The sequence below is a fragment of the Pseudonocardia sp. ICBG601 genome (genome assembly GCF_020496245.1).
This window is the reverse complement of record NZ_JAHLJA010000248.1, coordinates 1-15450: the sequence shown is the minus strand read 5'-3', so window position 1 is coordinate 15450 and position 15450 is coordinate 1. Positions and strand designations below refer to the sequence as shown.

Genomic DNA, 15450 nt, shown 5'->3' with positions numbered 1-15450 from the left:
AGTGGAGATGACGGGGATGGCGGCATTGGACGGGGACGGGAACTTCGAGTTCGCCTCGGCGGCGTTGCGGGACGCGGCGTCGGATTTGGAACAGCTGCTCGGCACCCACCGGGGCCTGGTGGACGAGTTCGAAGGTCATGGCTGGACCGGCCTCGACGGTCTCGACGGTGCGGGCACGCATGTCGGGGCGGTGATCGACAACCTCGCCCTTGCCGCGGAGCGGATCGGTGTGGGCGGGGCGATCGTGCGTGACGCCCTCACCGCCAATCACATGATCGCTCGGGCGTCGAAGGCGTCGCTGGGCCACGGCTGACCGGTTGGTGGGTTCGGAGTCCCGCCCACACCACGAGTGGTGTGGGCGGGCGCTCCGGGCGCATCAGCGACTCCATCAGCACGGTTCTGACCAGCAGAAAAACAGGAAGGGAGGCCGGTCATGGCCCGTTCGACGAAGCCCACGCAGACGATCACGCGGAAGACGCGGTTCGAACATGCCGCTCGGGTCGCGGCGGAGCGGGCCGAGGCGCGGGCGCAGGCCCGCCAGACCGCCCGCGGTAGCGGTGCTGTCGACGGTGGTGTCGCCGACACGACGACAGTATCCGGCGTGGGGGCGGGGGCGGCGGCGGTGTTCTGGTCGCGGTTGAAGAGCGCGGTCGTCCCGACTGGTGTCGCCTCGGCCGATGTCGCTGAGGGTCGGGATCGGGCGGAGAACGCGCGTCGGGTGCTGGTGGCGGATCGGAACCGGCGTCGTCGGTGGCCGTGGGTTCCGGCTGCGGTCGGTGGTGTGGCTGGGATGGGTGGGCACTGGCTCGGCGCCGGAGCCGCGGCAGTAGCGGATGTGGGTCCGGCGGTGTTGGCGGGCCCGGCGGCGGTGGTGCCGGTGGGTGCGGCGGCGGTGGTCGCGGCCCGTTACCGCAGCGCGGTCGGGCGGTGGTGGCCCGAGCTGGCCGCCGGAACCGCCGGGGCCTCGGCCCTGGCCTGGCAGCTGGCTGCTGCCGGGCCGTCGCCGTTGCTGGGCGCGGCCGCGGTGCTCGGGTCGACGGCGGTGGGTGCCCGTTGGTGGCGGGTGCATCCGATCGGGCCGCGGACGGCGGCGTTGGCGGCGCCGGTGGTGCCGCCGCCGGCGCCGCGGGACCCGGATCTGGATGCGTTGTGTCGGGCGTGGGCGGAGACGAATGGTTCCAAGGACGGGAAGGTGGCGGGGTCGCGGTTGACCGGCCGCGCCGATGACCAGTTCACGACGAGCTTCGATGTGGTGCTGCGGCCGGGCGTGCACACCCTGGACGACCTGGTGGCGCATCGGTCGAAGCTGGCTGGGGGGCTCGGCGTCGACGCTGAGCGGGTCCTGTTCGCCCCAGGTCGGCGCGGGGCCGGCGCGAACCGGGCGCGGTTGACGATCATTCACACCGACCCGGTCGCCGACACCCGGCTGTTCACCTGCCCGCGGGTCGTCGACGGCGTCATCACAGGTGTCGGGCGCTCGATCGACGGCTCCGGTGAAGTCGATGTGCTCATGTGGGATGACGGCGGGACGGTGCCGACCGCGGTCGTCGGGTCGACCGGGGGCGGGAAGTCCGGGGCGACGAACATCCTGACCACCGCGGCGTTGTCGACCGGTGTGCTGAACCTGCTCTATGCCGACCCGAAGGGGAATTCCTCGACTGCTCTCGCGGCGCGGGCGCGGGTCGCGGTCATCGGTAAACAGAACGTGCTGGCCCTACCGCGGCTGGTGACCGCGATCCTGGCCGCGCGCGCCCAGATCGCCGCCGAGGCCGGCTCGGACCTGATCTTCCCCAGCAGGCTGGTTCCTGGGTGGATGTTCCTGCACGACGAGTACTCGTTCGTCGCGCACGATCCGAAGGTCGCCGCCCTGTGGACCGAGACCGTCAACACCGTCCGCGCCCTGGGCATCTGGCTGGTCGGGCTCAACCAGTCCCAGGGCCAGGGCGCCTGGGGCGGAGACCACGCCCGCTCGGCGTTCGCCTCCCAGGTGATCGCGTTCCGCACGAACTCGAAGTCGTCCTCGGACCTGGTACCCGGCCTGCTGTTCGACCCGGCGGAGCTCCCGCTCAATGATGGGCGGCCGCGGCGCCCGGTGCCCGGGATGGCTGTGCACGCCCATTTGGATGCCCCGGTGCGCTGGGACTGGCTGCCCAGCGACGCGGACGCGGCCCGGATGGTCGGTAAGGGTCTGCCGGCGCCGGAGTTGACCGCCTCGACCGCGTTCGACCGCTACTTCAACCAGCCGGAGCTGCATCCACTCGACGCGGCGGCGGTCACCAGCGTCCTCGGCCCGCCCGTGAACGGGCGGTGGCAGGTCGGTGGGCTGGGCGCCACCCACACTCTCGGCGACGACGACAGCGGCGCTGGTGGAGCCGCTGTCGTCGTCCCGCCCGGTCGGGGGGGCCGCCGGGCTCCCTGGGGGAGCCGCGGCGTCGAGGCCGGCGGCGAGTCTGCCGCTCCGGTGGAACCGGCAGAGGTGGTGTTGTCCCCGGTGCAGGCCGAAGTCCTCGCCCTCATCGCGGCCGGGACGGCGACGACCGGGGCGTTGGTCGATGCTGTGACCGCGTCGAAAGCTGCGGTGCATGACGCGCTGGATGCGCTGATCGGCTATGGCCGGATTATTCGTGTGGTGCGGGGTCGTTACCAGGTTGTCGACCTTTCTCGGCGCGAGGAGAACTCGATGGGTAACGACGGGGATGTGGAACTGGAGGGTGGTGTCGTTGAGGGTGGTGAGCTCGTCGAGTGTGAGGTGTGCGGCGACGACATCTGTCCTGGGCGGGCCTGCCCGCGTTGTGAGCGGGAGGTCGGGTGAGTCCCGAGAATGGCGTTAGTCGCGGCGTGAAGGTGGTTATCAGTACTGTGTTGTCGCGTGGCCGGGATTTGCGGTATGTCGTTGTCGATGTCGCTACCGGCGAGGTTATCGATGACGCGCAGGGTTACGGCTATAGGTCGGCGCAGAACGCGCATCGAGCGCATGGCTACACGTCGGTTTCGCCGAAGAAAAAGAAGCAGCGGGCCGCGGTGAAGCTGAAGGTCAAGGATTGGTGTGCCGCGCATCCGGCGTTCATGGCTGATGTCGAGAAGATGGCGTTCTATGCATTGAAGGACGGTGAGTCGCTCACGCGCGCCGACGTGAATCGGTTGCTGGTAGATCACGGCCTGGAGTTGCCGTTCAGTGTCGGGGTTTTAATGCGGTATTGGTGAGTTGTTTCTGTGTGCGGTGGTGAGCCGGGGAGAGGGCTGCGGTCCGGGGTTGGGTGCCGCGTTTCCTGCGGGGGTGGATAGTTCACTCTGTCGGTGCTGCGGGTTTCGCGGTGGCGCTCGTTGTGAAGCGGTATCGGCCAGTTCGTTGGCAAGTCGATCCGGACCGCAGCCCGCCTTGGGAGGGCGAGGACGGGAAGCGACGCAGCAGCGTCTTTTTTCGGTACTGAAGCAGTGTTCGTGCTGAGACAGTGTCTTTTCTTGGCGGTCGGTGCTTGGCTTCGCGGCGGGCATGGTCGTTTCCCGGCGTTCTTGGTGCCTGCCCTCCCAGGGCCCCGGCAAAGTCGTTAGATGATCTTGTGGCGAGCCGTGACAAGCGGCGCAGCTGCGCCGCCGCTCGGCGCTATAGCTGGTCCCGGGCAGGTGCAGCGCGGCAATCAGAAGGCCGCGTGGGGCGACTACCGCCGCCTATCGCGACTTTGCCGGGGCCCTGCCTGCCCTCCGGGGGTGTTGACGTGCTGGCAGATGTCCGGCCGTGGCGGTGCTGGGGGGCGTGTCGGCGGCGCTGAGGGGCTTTGATGCGGCTTTGAAGCGGCTGGAAGCTCCTGGGAAGCGGCGTTGAGGGTTTTCTGCTGATGGGCGAGGCCGTTTCGCTGGTGTGACCTGCTGGTCTAGTGTGTCGGGCTGGGGGGCCGGGGCCCGACACCACCCCCAGCCTGCTTCGCTGACGGCCGGGGGTGGTGTCGGGCCCCGGCCCCCCAGCCCGACCGGGTCACGGAGTGACCCCAGTGTTCTAGTACGAAGTTCAATGCCTTTAAAAAAGCAAGGTCAAGGTCAAAGTCAACAGACTGTGGGGATGGTGGTGGTTGGGTTGGGTTGGGTGTATCTGTTCGTAGGTGGGTTGTTCGTCTCGCTGCGCATCGGCGTAGTCAAATCCTCGGTTTATCGGGGTGGTCGGGTTGGGTGGTGATCTTTTGCGGCGGGTGGGGTTGTTCGTCTCGCTGACGCCTCGGTGGTGTGCGATGTTGTTGGTGGAATATTTCGGATGGGTAGCAGGAAAGGGTGGTTGTGGTGTTGGGTGAAGTCGGTGAGCGGGTGCGTGCGCGGCGTCGGGATGCGGGTTCGGTGGTGTTGACGGCGCGGGATACGGGTTTGTTGGAGATTGCTGCGCATCAGTATGGGTTGCCTCTGGATTTGTTGTCGAGTGTGTTGGGGGTGTCGGCGCAGGCGGCGCATGCGGTGGTGGGTCGGTGGCGGCGTGCGGGGTGGGTGTGTACGGGGAAGGTGGATGCGGGGGCGATGTGGGTGTGGCCGTCGCGGACGTTGGTGCGGGAGTTGTTGGGGTGGGATGTGCCGGGGTGGCGGCCGCGGCAGACGGTGTCGGGGCATGTTCGTGCGGTGGCGGCGGTGCGGTTTCATCGGGTGGGTTTGGATGTGGGGCGGTGGGTGTCGGAGCGGACGTTGCAGCATTTAACGGGGTGGCGTCCGCGTGGTGTGCCGGTGCCGCATATGCCGGATGGGGTTGAGGTTTTTCCGGATGGGCGGCGCGCTTTGGTGGAGGTGGAGTTGTCGCGGAAAACGCGGTCACGCTATTTGAGTCGCCGCCGAAGAATGGGGAGGCGGATATGGTGGCGGGTTTGTTGTCGGCGGTGGTGGTCGTGCTCGGGAGTTGGAGTGTGTCGGTGTGATGTATTGGTGTGCGCCGAATGTGTTGGGGCAGGTTCAGGATGTTGCGGGGGAGTTTGTGGAGCGGGACCGGGCGCGGCGGGCGCGGGCGCGGGATCCGGAGGCGTTGGCGCCGCAGCTGAAGTGGGCGATCCGGGACATCACCGAGGTTCCGTGTTGGGAGCCGGGGCCGCGGCGGTCGGCGCGGTAAGGACGATGAGGCCGGTGGGCGTGAGCAGGGTGTTGGTCGTCTGTCGTCAGGATTTCGATCTGCCGGGGAAGGACCTTCCCGGGGCGGCGGAGGTCCTGGGTGAGCACTTCATCGGGCTGTTGTGGCGTGGTGTGCTGTCCCGTGCGGTTGCTGCGGTCATTCTGAATCCGGCTCGTCACGGCCATGACCGTGACCTGCTCAGCGTGGAGATCGACGTCGTCGCCCGTAACCATGTCGCCGGGCTGGCGACCGCGCTGAACACGATCCGTGACGGTTTCCGGCTTCTCCCGGTCGCGTTGCCTGACCGGTTCACCGCCGCCGAGGTCGAACGTCTCGCCAGCAGGGTCGTCGGCGCCGACGGCCTCCAGACCAGCACCCGCAAGATCGACTAGCGCGGCATGAATCGGACTATCCTGGACCTGGACCTATGGGGGGTGCGCTGGTGGCGAAGAGTTTTCATTGCGTGATGCAACTCCTTGAGGTGTCGCCGCAGGTCGCGACAGCGATCGCGGCGCCGTTACGGACCGCGATGCGCCGCCAGCAACGCGAGCACAACGGGAAGCTGGTCGGGACGAAAGCCGACCTCGTCACCGGTCTCGGTGTCGGCCTGGCGACGGTCGTGATCGCTCGGTCCCCGCAGACCGCGATCGGTTTCGCCGCCCGGATCGCGAAGACCGCGTTCGGGCGGCTCGCCGCCGATCCGACGGTCTGCTATGACCTGGACATGAGCATCGCCCAGGTCGAAGGCCTCTATGCCGCCACCGCGGCCCCGGCGTGGTTGGCCCCGGGGGAGTTCCTCGGCTGGCGAGAATGCACCGACCCGACCTGCCCCGACCACGAACAGACCGGATGAACCAGCAGCAGCTACCAGGCCAGGTACGTCAGATCGGTGCCGGTTTCGGGCGTCCCACGACCGTCCGGCTCAGCATCGACGTCCCCGCCGACCTTCATCAAGCGTTCGGGGCGTGGCGGTCGCAGACCGCGCTCGACCTCGGTCGTGGCGTGGTGAGTGTGCAAGACAGCCCGTCCCGGCTGGTGAAGCCCGACCGGGCAGGGCCGCGCCCGGCTCCACCCCGCTACGGCTACGGCGCCCGCGGGTTCCCCGGGCGTGGACAGGTAGCGCCGGGCTGGGAGCGGATCACGACCGGCGCCGGTCCGTCGTCGGGCATCCGGTGACCTCGTCGGACACACACGACGACCGGTTGAGGCTATCGTCGCTGGTGGCGGGCGCCGGAGTTCCTGTTTCGCGGTCGGAGTAAGCGCGGTCTGGACGGCGCCCGCCCCACAGTCAGGGACCGCTTACCGGCGAGCGGGATTCAGCGTGGGCGGCGGCCAGGTAGACATGGTGGGCAGCCGCTACCGCGCCCAGCAACGCGACCATCGCGGCCACGACCGGCGCGGCGACCAGGGCGACACCAGCGGTGAGGACACCGACGGCAGCGAGCAGCCCGAAAGCCCGTAGGAACAGAAGCCCACCGATGGCCGGCGCCGACGCGCGCGGCCCCGCCGGCCCCGCCGGTGTCGTCGTGTGTGGAGTTGCTCGCGGTGGCGCTGGTGGTGTGGTGAGTAGTTCGTAGGCGCTGGTCAGGGCGATGAACCGTTCCGGGTCGCCGCCCCGGTCGGGGTGGTGATGGCGGGCGGCGGCCCGCCACGCGGTCCGTAGCAGCTCAGGTGAGGCGCCGGCGGGGACACCGAGCAGCGCCGCGGCGGCGGCCCGCGCCTGTTCAGGATGGACACTCGGGCTCGGGCTCATCGTGGGTCCTCGTTGCTGGTGTCGTGTGTCCAGTCGTCCCCGGTCCAGTCCGGGGCCTGGCCATCTCCGCCGCCGGTGGCCCGGGCGCCGTTACCGGTCGTGGTGCCGGGTCGGCGGAGCCGCCGGTTGATCGCGGCGGCCTGGCCTGCGGTGAGTCGGCGCCGGGACAGTGCCGGGCCGTTGGTGGGTGCGGTCCGCCGCGGCGAGCCGACGATCGCGGGCGAGGCGGCGAGTGGGGCGACGACGCCGTAGATGACCTGGTCGGGTGTGGCGTAGGCGAGGTGGTGGCGGGGGAGCTGTCGGAGCCGGTTCGGGTCGAGCAGGTAGGTGTGCTGGCGGCGCACGGTGCCGACACCGGTCATACGGCCACCGTCGAGTTGGTAGCCGACTTCGTCGACCAGCCGCGTCCCGAACCGCTCGGCGAGTTGTTCGGCGTTGCTGGTGCGGCCGAGTAGGGCGCCGCCGCCCATCGCGCCCAGCAGGCGGCGGCGTTGGTCTTCGGTGTCGGCGAGGCCTTCATAGGACTGGGCGGACACGATGACCGAGCCGCCCAGGGAACGCAGCCGTTCGACGAGGTTGATGACGTCACCTGCGGTGTCACCGGAGACCGCGGAGAACTCGTCGATGACGAACAACACCTGACGGCGTTGCCCGTCGTGAGCGACACCGAGTTCGTAGGTGAGCAGTTCGATGAGGACGGCGGTCTTCGTGGCGGCGACGACCTGGTCGGTGGCGCCGGGGACGGAGACGTAGAGGGCGTCGAAGTCCGACAAGGGCTGGCCGGCGTCGAAGTCGCCGACGATGCTGCGGAACAAATCCGCGAACAGCAACAGGTCGCTGTCGAGCGATGAGGCGCCCGCGCCGCCGCCGGTGGTCTTGGTCAGGGCGGCGATGGCGCGTTCCTCGACCGGATGTCCCGCCCACGCCGCCGTGAGCCAGGCCGGGTCGAGGCGTTGCAGGAACTCCGCCGACGACGCGGGTGGCTTCTCGGTGGGTGCGTCGATGATCAGGTGGAGTAGGCCGCGTTGCAGGACGTCGTAGAAGCGGTGATCGGTTTTCGCGAGTTTGTGTAGGGCGGCGCGGAGCTGGGTGGCGGGCATGCGCCACATGTTCAGCCGGGTCTCGAACGGGAACACGCCGATCCGGTCCGGGTGCAGGCCGAGGTCTTCCATCGCGTCGGCCCATTCGTGGGCGTCGGTGTCGGCGTCGGGGCCGCCTTTCGCGGCCAGGAAGATCACCAACGGCCGTGATCCCGCAGCGCCGTGCTGTTGCTGGTTGTAGGCGGTCCAGGTGATCTCGGCCCAGCTGGCTGAGCAGCGCACCAGCATCGTGGTCTTCCCGGCGCCGGTCTCGGCCAGGCAGACAGTGTGGAGGGCGATCGCGGGCATCGGGACCTGTAACCACGGCGCGGCGCGCCGGCGCAGGGTGTCGGTGAGCAGGTCCGGCTGGGCGCGGACGGTGTCATAACGTGGGCCGAGGACAACCGAGGGTGTGCCGGTGCGGTCGGTGTGGGCCAGCGGGATGCGCTCGCGGCGGGCGCGGCGGGCCGCCGCACCGGCGCGGATGTGTAGCTGGCGGCGGACGTGACGTTCCCCGGCGGCCTGGGCGACACCGGACCGCATCCGCTTGGTGTAGAGGTGCCACCACACCCAGGACGTGATCGCCACCAGAGGGGCGGTCGCCGCGGCGGAGTCGATCCCAGCGTGCAGGTAGTGGCCGTCCCATGCCTGACGCACCGCCGAGGCCGTCAGCTCCAGGCCCCACCAGGGCAGCATGCCGACGATCGGCCCGGCCAGCGCCGCAGCGGCCACGACGACCAGGGCGAGGTTGCGCAGCCGGCGCGGTTCCCAGCCACGGGCCCACGCCCACAACACCAGCACATGCCCGACCACCGTGGCGGGCACCACGACCGCCGCGACCGCCACGAACACCTGACCCACCGTCACCGAACCGAACAACGGGATGTCCGGAAGGTCCGGGGCCCGCGCCGCGAGCACCTTCGCGAGGTCACTCATCGCTGCTCGTCGTTCGGGTGCGCTTGAGTTCGGTGAACTCCGGGTGCGCGATCAACGTCGCGACCGCATCGAAGATCGCCGCGCCACGTGCAGTGTCGGGGACGGTGGTGAGGACCGGTCCGAAAATCCCTGTCCCGTTGATCCGCACGATCGGAGTGCCGACGTCCTCACCGACCCCGTCCAGGGCAGCGTGGTGGCTGGCGGTCACCGCCTCGTCCCAGACCTGGTCGTCCGCGGCGCCGTAGAGGGTCATGGCGTCAAGGGCGGCGAGTGTGTCGCGTAGGACGGTGTCGCGGGGACGTTCCCGCAGGTCGTGATAGCGGTGACCGAACTCGTAGAAGTAACGGTGACGGTGCTCGGGCCCGCGGGTCGCGGCGATCGCTTCCGCGACCCGGACCGGGCGCCACGCACTCTCATATCCCCGCGTCAGCTCCAGCGGATCGGCCGGGTCCTGATTGAGCACAGCGAGGGACATCGTCCGGAAGTCCAGGTCGAGAGGGCGGGCGCGGGCGACGTCTCGTAGCCACTGGGACGTGACCCACGCATACGGGCACACCGGATCGACGTAAGCAGTCACCACGACTCGGCCTTCGGCCGGAGTATTTAACGGCATTTTGGTGCGTCACAGTCCTCTCATGGATTCTGCAACTAAAGAGTAAGATCTCAACCGATCTTCATGATCAAAGATGGGTGTAGAGATGATGAGCTCGTTTGCCTTCGTTCTGTCACGCAAGCCAGTGAGTTGTTCTCGAACGGCGGCGATGTCGCCAACACAGTATCCTTCGGTTGCACCTTCGAACGCCTGACGTTCCGCAGCGCTTCGCAGGGAGAGGCCAGCGGCCTTGTCGGGGTGTGGCAGGTGCATCCTTTCTTGATGAATCTTTCGGCGCATAACTTTCATTCGATGGGATCCCGCGAGGTACTGAGCAGTAGCAGTATCGCTCGCAGCAATAACTCCCACCGATACTGCTACATGAGGAGTCCATTCGTTGTCTTTAGCCGCAGTCTCGTGGTAGGCGGCGATCGCTGAATCCATCGCCGCGTAGTGCAAGTGTCCACCGAAAGCATATGCAAGCCGGAGCTCTGCTGCCAGTTGAGCACTTTCAGGATTGGTCCCTAAGACCCACATCTGAGGCTGGTGCCCAAATCCCGTGACTGAGCGTACTCCGTTGTGGTACTGATTAGCGAAGTAGTTTTGCAGATTCTGCACTCGGAGCTTGAACGATTCGATATCTTGTGTTCTATGCGGATTGATCGCTGAAGCAACAGCTGCGGGCCCACCGAGTGAGCGCCCGAGCGCTAAGTCGACTCGCCTTGGATGCAGCGCTTCAATAGTTCCGAATTGCTCCGAGATGACGAGCTCTGGATGATTCGGTAGAAGAACGCCGGCGGCTCCTATCCGAATACGCTTTGTTTGGGCGGCTGCTGCCGTGCACACGACAGCAGGGGCGCAGCTCGCGACAGCTCGCATCCCGTGAGTTTCTGCTGTCCAATAGCGGTGGTAGCTGTGTCTATCGCCGAAGCGGGCTAATGCGATCGAGTTCTGTAAAGTTTCAGCTACCGTAGCCCCTTCAACGATTGGCGCAGTGTCGTGGATTATCAGGTTAGTCGTACTCGGCAAAGCGCTCCCCCAGGGACTCTGTGGACATTTTCTGTAAAACTCCGAGATTAGACAATTCGCGAGACAACTGAGCCATCCACTGGGTCCGCTCCTCGGGGGAGCTGAACTCGGGCTCCCATCGTGGAATTTCGTATCGATAAGTGAAGTCCGCCTCGTCAGGGTCCACCCAGCGCGCCGCTTCGATAACACGCTTTCTAGTGAGTGTCTGCGCAATCTGCGACTCCACCGATTCGGCAGCTGTGATCGAGCCACGGGACCAACTGGCTAGATAGGAGAGCCCGTCAGAGATTTCGTCCTGCATCCGAGTGAGCGGTGCGGGTTGACTACTCAGCCGCTCATCGTGGGGAACATCCTTAAGTTCAATATGTGGAAATTCTGCCACTATGCATCTCCACAAAGAAGAGATGTCAGCGTGCAAGTCCCGACTTGTTCGTATGTGAGCTCTCGATGCTTGAAGACGACGACAGAATGTGACTATCGGAATAATTGCGAATGCGGACGCCAGGATGATCTGTCCGCTCAATCTAGCTGTGTTGTACCAGTCGCGCATCGCTGGCCAACGCGACCCTGGGTACACGATGTAGAGTATCTGGCGGGTCAGACTGATTGCACTCATAGCCGCCATCAAGAAAACGCCTACCACTACACCGAGACTTGCGTGACGCGTCCATGTGTGAGCGATCGGGCGCCTGTAGGCGATCGCTCGGCGGGTCCCGATAAACCATGCAACAATCGGATAGATAGTCACGCCGGTGTAGTAGATAGCGTTACGTAGGGTGCGATGTGATTCAGGATCTCGCGGTTGCTCCCAGAACCCAGGTGGGCCATCCAGTAGAGCAACCAACGCCGGAACAAGGAAGCAGAGCCAGATCACGAACTCGACCCCTGCTTGCCGGTAAATGTAGTTCTTTTGGCGTGTCTCCTGGTTTGGGTCGTTGGCTCGGCACAGCATGAAATATACTGAGTAGCTATAGAACATGAAGCCCCAGGCGATGTTGCTAAAGGAGACAACGCTGAGGGCTTCTTTTAGCCTCTCGAAAACTGGGAGATCGATGCCCGTCGCGAGAGTAAACCCAAGGACCGTGATGGCTGCGACAAGTAACCGGAAGGCTACGTCGTGCGAATACTGTCGCAGCTGCACCCAGTACCATACGGCGAGGCCGCTCACCAAGGATGCGGTGATTATTTCGAACCAGAACTTCATCGGTTTTTCCAGCTGAACGGGGTGAGGCCGAAGGCTGGCGCAACTCCTTGTTCCGGATTCCAGCGAGAGTTGTCTGCGTACTCGTTCAGCTGAGGTCGGAGCTGAGCTAGACGAACCAGCTCGTCTGCACAAGTCTCAGCCTGCCATTCACATAGTTGCGAGTAGCGGCCATCGTCAGGAACGGTATCATCGTCGCCAATTAATGATCCGCATATCAGAGGGGGGCTCCCTGGATCGGTGTGCCCTAGGTAGGAGTGCATGGACTCATGATAAATGATTCGTTCCTGTTGGGGCACTGGCGCTCGGTAGTCATGTAAAACGCGATCTCTGCGTTTTCCAGGAAGCAGATGTCCAATCGCGGTGACCCACCCTAAGTCGCGGGCCTCCACGCTGATTACGCGCCCACGTTTCTCGCTAAGGCGATGGCAGAACTGCCATGCAGTGAACGGTGGAACGAGGCCCAGTGTTTTCAACAGCTCACGACAGAGCTGCCGCAGCTCTTCTTGGGTCGGACAAATAAGGCCATGCTGCCACCGCTTTATGTCAGGCCATTGAGTGCTGTCATCACCTGAACGGCAGGATATGAAGGCGGCCTTGCCGCTCTCGATTGGCGCGTCAGGAGCCATCGCGCGAGTCTTGATCTTCCTCAAGCAATGCCTCCGTGAGTGCCCTCATCATCATCGCTCGATGTTGCGGCGCGGCGCCAGACCCTCGGTGAGCAAGTCGAGTAATTCCAGATTTACGTAGGGCCTGCTGGAGCTCAAGCGCTGCCTCCCGTTCCTGCCTTCTCGCCGCTTCTTCAGCGGCCAGCGCACTGCGAGCCGCCGCCTCTCGACGCCCCAGCTCTCGTTCGTCTTCATCCGTGTCCGAGTCAATTAAATATCCAACTCGAACATCGAAGAACCAAGCCAGCGCCCCCAGGGTCTTGCTAGTCGGATTCGTTTTTAGTCCTCGGCGGAGCTCACTGAGGTGCGACTCGGATATATCGAATCCGTTTGAACGACAGATCGATACGACCTCATTATTTCGCCACCGCCGATTCAAAGCCCGGGGTGGCCGGTTCGCCTCAAAGAGCCTGTCCAGTCGCCGGGCTAGGCTGCCTGTCTCGTCCGACTGATTTTCTCTCACTCCTCCTCCTCCTCCTCCTCCTCCTGCCGGTGGTGGGTCGACCGAGGGGTCGGCCAGCTCATCGCGGGCGAGTGGAAGAGGCAGCGCCCAGACAAGGCCCCGCTGATGGATGCCATGAGGGGTGCGGTCCGGAAGCCGCTGGTCCGAACCTAGAGCGTAGCGGAGTGTCAGCTAGAACAGCTAGAACGAAGATTGTACGGCTGGTCTGTTGCAAAATCTTCGATGTCATGGTGTGCTGGCGCGCCGGGCGACGCCAGCTGCTCCGTCAACACGTGGCCGTCTGAGGCGGGGATGGTGCCCACAAGACAGTGTTCGTAGTCAGCTTGATCGGATGCAGAAGGAAGGCCGTGATGCCTCGTCGGTCTCGCCCCGAGCCAGGAGCTGCGGCGGATTCCGCTCCGTGGCAGGTAGCCCCGGGGCTCGCTGCCCGGGACCGCTTAGGCCCTCGACCAGCGACAGCATCGGTATACGCCATTACCTCGCGGCGCTCGCAAGCGGTCCGGACGGCCGGGCCGTACCAAACGCCTGTTGCTCCCTGTGGCTCTGCGACGCCAGACGCCGGTGAACATGTCGAGCTCGCGACCCCGGACATCAAGTTCGACGAGGAGATCCCGCTGCCAGAACCGCAGGCCCGCCCCGGACGCTCACTTGTCCGTGCGGCCGCTGGGTCGTCGTTTACGCGGTCGGTGCGGTCGTGGGAGCCGGTGTCGGATGTGGAGGCGTCGGCGTTCGCCGGCCGCTTCGCCTGCGATTTCCAGTCGTTCGATGAGGACGTGCCGTGGCGGCGGGCCGAGGTCCTGCGCGAAGTTCTCGCGGACGCGCAGGCGTGTACGTGGGGCTGGGCCGGTGCGGGCCGTCAGCGTGCGGATTCCCCGTTGCCGGGGCGGTTGTATCGGCGGTCGGACACGGTGGTGTTCGTCGAGGTCGTCGTCCGCGCCACGCCGTATGTCCGCGTCGACACCGCCGGCGCCGGGCCTGTCGATGGTTCGGAGGTTGGGGAGGTGGCGGCGGTGCCGGGGATGGTCGGGCGGTCGTGTGTCCCGCCGGAGACGGCCGCGGCCTGGGCCGCTGGTGAGGCGTGCTGGGTGCGGATGACGGTGCCCGTCACACGTGCTCCGGAGGACGGTCGTCTGGTCGTCGATCCCGGTCTGCTCACCGGGACCACCGGTAACGAGGTGGGTGACCGGTGAGCGCGAGTAGTAACCACGTGCCGCCGTCGGAGACCTCGACATCGGACAAGACGCCGTCGTGGCTGACCGGAGATGCAGCGGCGTGGGCGGTTCCCGGTACGCCGACCGCGGCCGAGCCGCCGGCGGCCGGAGCATCGGGTCCCGAGGATCCGGGCGAGCGGCCGGCGCGCCCAGCGGTCGAGACGCCGGAACCAGCGGCACCGCCGGCGGCGTTCTGGAGCACCGACACCACCGAGTCCGGCGATGGCTCCGCACCTGGTTTTTCTGATGGTGGTGCGTTCGCTGATGTGGTGCGCCCGAAGTTGGGGTGCCGGTAAGGATCGTGTCATCAGCCGCAAACGAGCGCTGGGGGCTTGACCCTGAATCTCTGGTCGCGGCGGTGTCCGGGGGGTGGGAGTAGCGTCCGTGCGTGGCGCGTGAGCTGGGTCAGGACGAACTGATCGATCGGTGGACGCTGGTCGAGGCCGAGCTGGCGATGGTGGCCGGCAAGCGTGGCGCGACGCGGCTCGGGTTCGCGGTGTTGCTGCGCTTTTACACCGAGCACGGCCGGTTTCCCCGCAGCCGGAGCGAGATCCCCGACGCCGCTGTGGACTACGTGGCCCGGCAGGTCGGTGTGCCGGTGACCGAGCTGGCGTTCTACGACTGGTCCGGCCGCACGATCGAGTTCCATCGCAGCCAGATTCGCCGGACACTGGGGTTCCGGGAGTGCAGCGTCGCCGACGCCGACAAGCTCACCGAGTGGCTGGTCACCACCGTCACCCAGACCGAGCGCGGCGCTGAACGTGTCCGTGACCAGCTGCTGGACCGGTGCCGGGAGGAACGTATCGAGCCGCCCACCGGCGGCCGCGTCGACCGGATCGTGCGCTCGGCGCTGCACCGCGGCGAGGAGCTGCTGTTCGCACGGGTGGCGATCCGCTTATCCGAGGCGGTGCGCGTTCGGCTGTTCGCCTTGGTCGCGGCCGGTGCCGATGACGACGGCCAACCCGGCGGGGACGGTGACGGGCCGGCGGTGCTGGCCTCGATCCGGTCCGATCCGGGCAACGTCAGCCTGAACACGATGTTGACCGAGATCGCCAAGCTGGAAGCGGTACGGGCGGTCGGCCTGTCAGCCGGCGTGTTCGCCGACATCGCCCCGAAGGTGGTCGCCGCCTGGCGGGCGCGGGCGGCGGTCGAGGCGCCCAGCCACCTGCGCGGACACGCGCCTGAGGTGACGCTGGCCCTGCTGGCGGCGTTGTTGCACTGCCGGGAACGGAGATCACCGACACGCTGGTCGAGCTGCTGATCTCCACCGTGCACCGGATCAACGCCCGGCGACGAGGTCCGGGTGACCAAGGAGCTGATCAAGGAGTTCAAGCGGGTCACCGGCAAGGAGAACTTGCTGTTCCGAGGTCGCCGGAGGCGACCTGTGAACGCCGGCGACCCGCTCGTGCGCGACACCTGTGTTTCCCGGTCGCGCCGCAGG

13 protein-coding genes are annotated in these 15450 nt (G+C 66.4%); 8 read left to right on the top strand and 5 right to left on the bottom strand.

Going from position 1 to position 15450, the window contains the following annotated elements; genetic code table 11:
• Position 1: 1 nt before the first annotated feature.
• From KPL57_RS64055 to KPL57_RS64030, 6 genes are all read left to right on the top strand, one after another.
• Entirely contained in the window at positions 2-313 is a 312-nt protein-coding gene (locus KPL57_RS64055; protein ID WP_226359314.1) for a hypothetical protein, read from the top strand.
• Between the two features lie 534 nt (positions 314-847).
• Positions 848-2812, top strand: a complete 1965-nt coding sequence (locus tag KPL57_RS64050) for a hypothetical protein (RefSeq protein ID WP_226359313.1) — start codon at positions 848-850, stop codon at positions 2810-2812.
• Positions 2809-3204, top strand: a complete 396-nt coding sequence (locus KPL57_RS64045) for a hypothetical protein (protein ID WP_226359312.1) — start codon at positions 2809-2811, stop codon at positions 3202-3204. The genes KPL57_RS64050 and KPL57_RS64045 overlap by 4 nt, the downstream gene beginning before the upstream one ends.
• Positions 3205-5091: 1887 nt before the next feature.
• The gene (locus KPL57_RS64040) at positions 5092-5469 is read left to right on the top strand and encodes a hypothetical protein (protein WP_226353145.1); all 378 of its coding nucleotides are present in this window, start codon (positions 5092-5094) and stop codon (positions 5467-5469) included.
• 74 nt (positions 5470-5543) lie between these two features.
• Positions 5544-5930 carry a hypothetical protein gene (locus tag KPL57_RS64035; RefSeq protein WP_226353146.1) on the top strand — a complete coding sequence of 129 codons (387 nt, stop codon included), beginning with the start codon at positions 5544-5546 and terminating at the stop codon, positions 5928-5930.
• A gap of 158 nt (positions 5931-6088) precedes the next feature.
• Positions 6089-6253, top strand: a complete 165-nt coding sequence (locus KPL57_RS64030; protein ID WP_226359311.1) for a hypothetical protein — start codon at positions 6089-6091, stop codon at positions 6251-6253.
• Positions 6254-6365: 112 nt separating this feature from the next.
• Here KPL57_RS64030 and KPL57_RS64025 read toward each other — a convergent pair whose 3' ends face one another.
• From KPL57_RS64025 to KPL57_RS64005, 5 genes are read right to left on the bottom strand one after another with little or no spacing between them, the layout of a single operon-like run.
• Complete coding sequence (locus KPL57_RS64025) at positions 6366-6830, bottom strand: J domain-containing protein (protein ID WP_226353147.1); 465 nt, start codon at positions 6828-6830, stop codon at positions 6366-6368.
• Complete coding sequence (locus KPL57_RS64020) at positions 6827-8845, bottom strand: TraM recognition domain-containing protein (protein WP_226359301.1); 2019 nt, start codon at positions 8843-8845, stop codon at positions 6827-6829. Before KPL57_RS64020 ends, KPL57_RS64025 begins: the two co-directional genes overlap by 4 nt.
• Positions 8838-9458 (bottom strand): disulfide bond formation protein DsbA, encoded by a 621-nt coding sequence (locus KPL57_RS64015; protein ID WP_374203992.1) that lies wholly within the window; start codon positions 9456-9458, stop codon positions 8838-8840. Before KPL57_RS64015 ends, KPL57_RS64020 begins: the two co-directional genes overlap by 8 nt.
• Positions 9459-9467: 9 nt before the next feature.
• Positions 9468-10466 (bottom strand): MsnO8 family LLM class oxidoreductase, encoded by a 999-nt coding sequence (locus KPL57_RS64010; protein ID WP_226359309.1) that lies wholly within the window; start codon positions 10464-10466, stop codon positions 9468-9470.
• Positions 10450-11670, bottom strand: coding sequence for a hypothetical protein (locus KPL57_RS64005; protein WP_226359308.1), 1221 nt, complete (start codon positions 11668-11670; stop codon positions 10450-10452). Before KPL57_RS64005 ends, KPL57_RS64010 begins: the two co-directional genes overlap by 17 nt.
• 1832 nt (positions 11671-13502) lie before the next feature.
• On the opposite strand from KPL57_RS64005, the gene KPL57_RS64000 reads away from it, so the two are divergent.
• Positions 13503-13988: a hypothetical protein gene (locus KPL57_RS64000; RefSeq protein ID WP_226359307.1), complete on the top strand. Its 486-nt coding sequence runs from the start codon at positions 13503-13505 to the stop codon at positions 13986-13988.
• A gap of 409 nt (positions 13989-14397) precedes the next feature.
• A complete protein-coding gene (locus KPL57_RS63995; RefSeq protein WP_226359306.1) occupies positions 14398-15270 on the top strand; it encodes a DUF4158 domain-containing protein in 873 nt (290 codons plus the stop codon).
• The last annotated feature ends 180 nt before the right edge of the window (positions 15271-15450 follow it).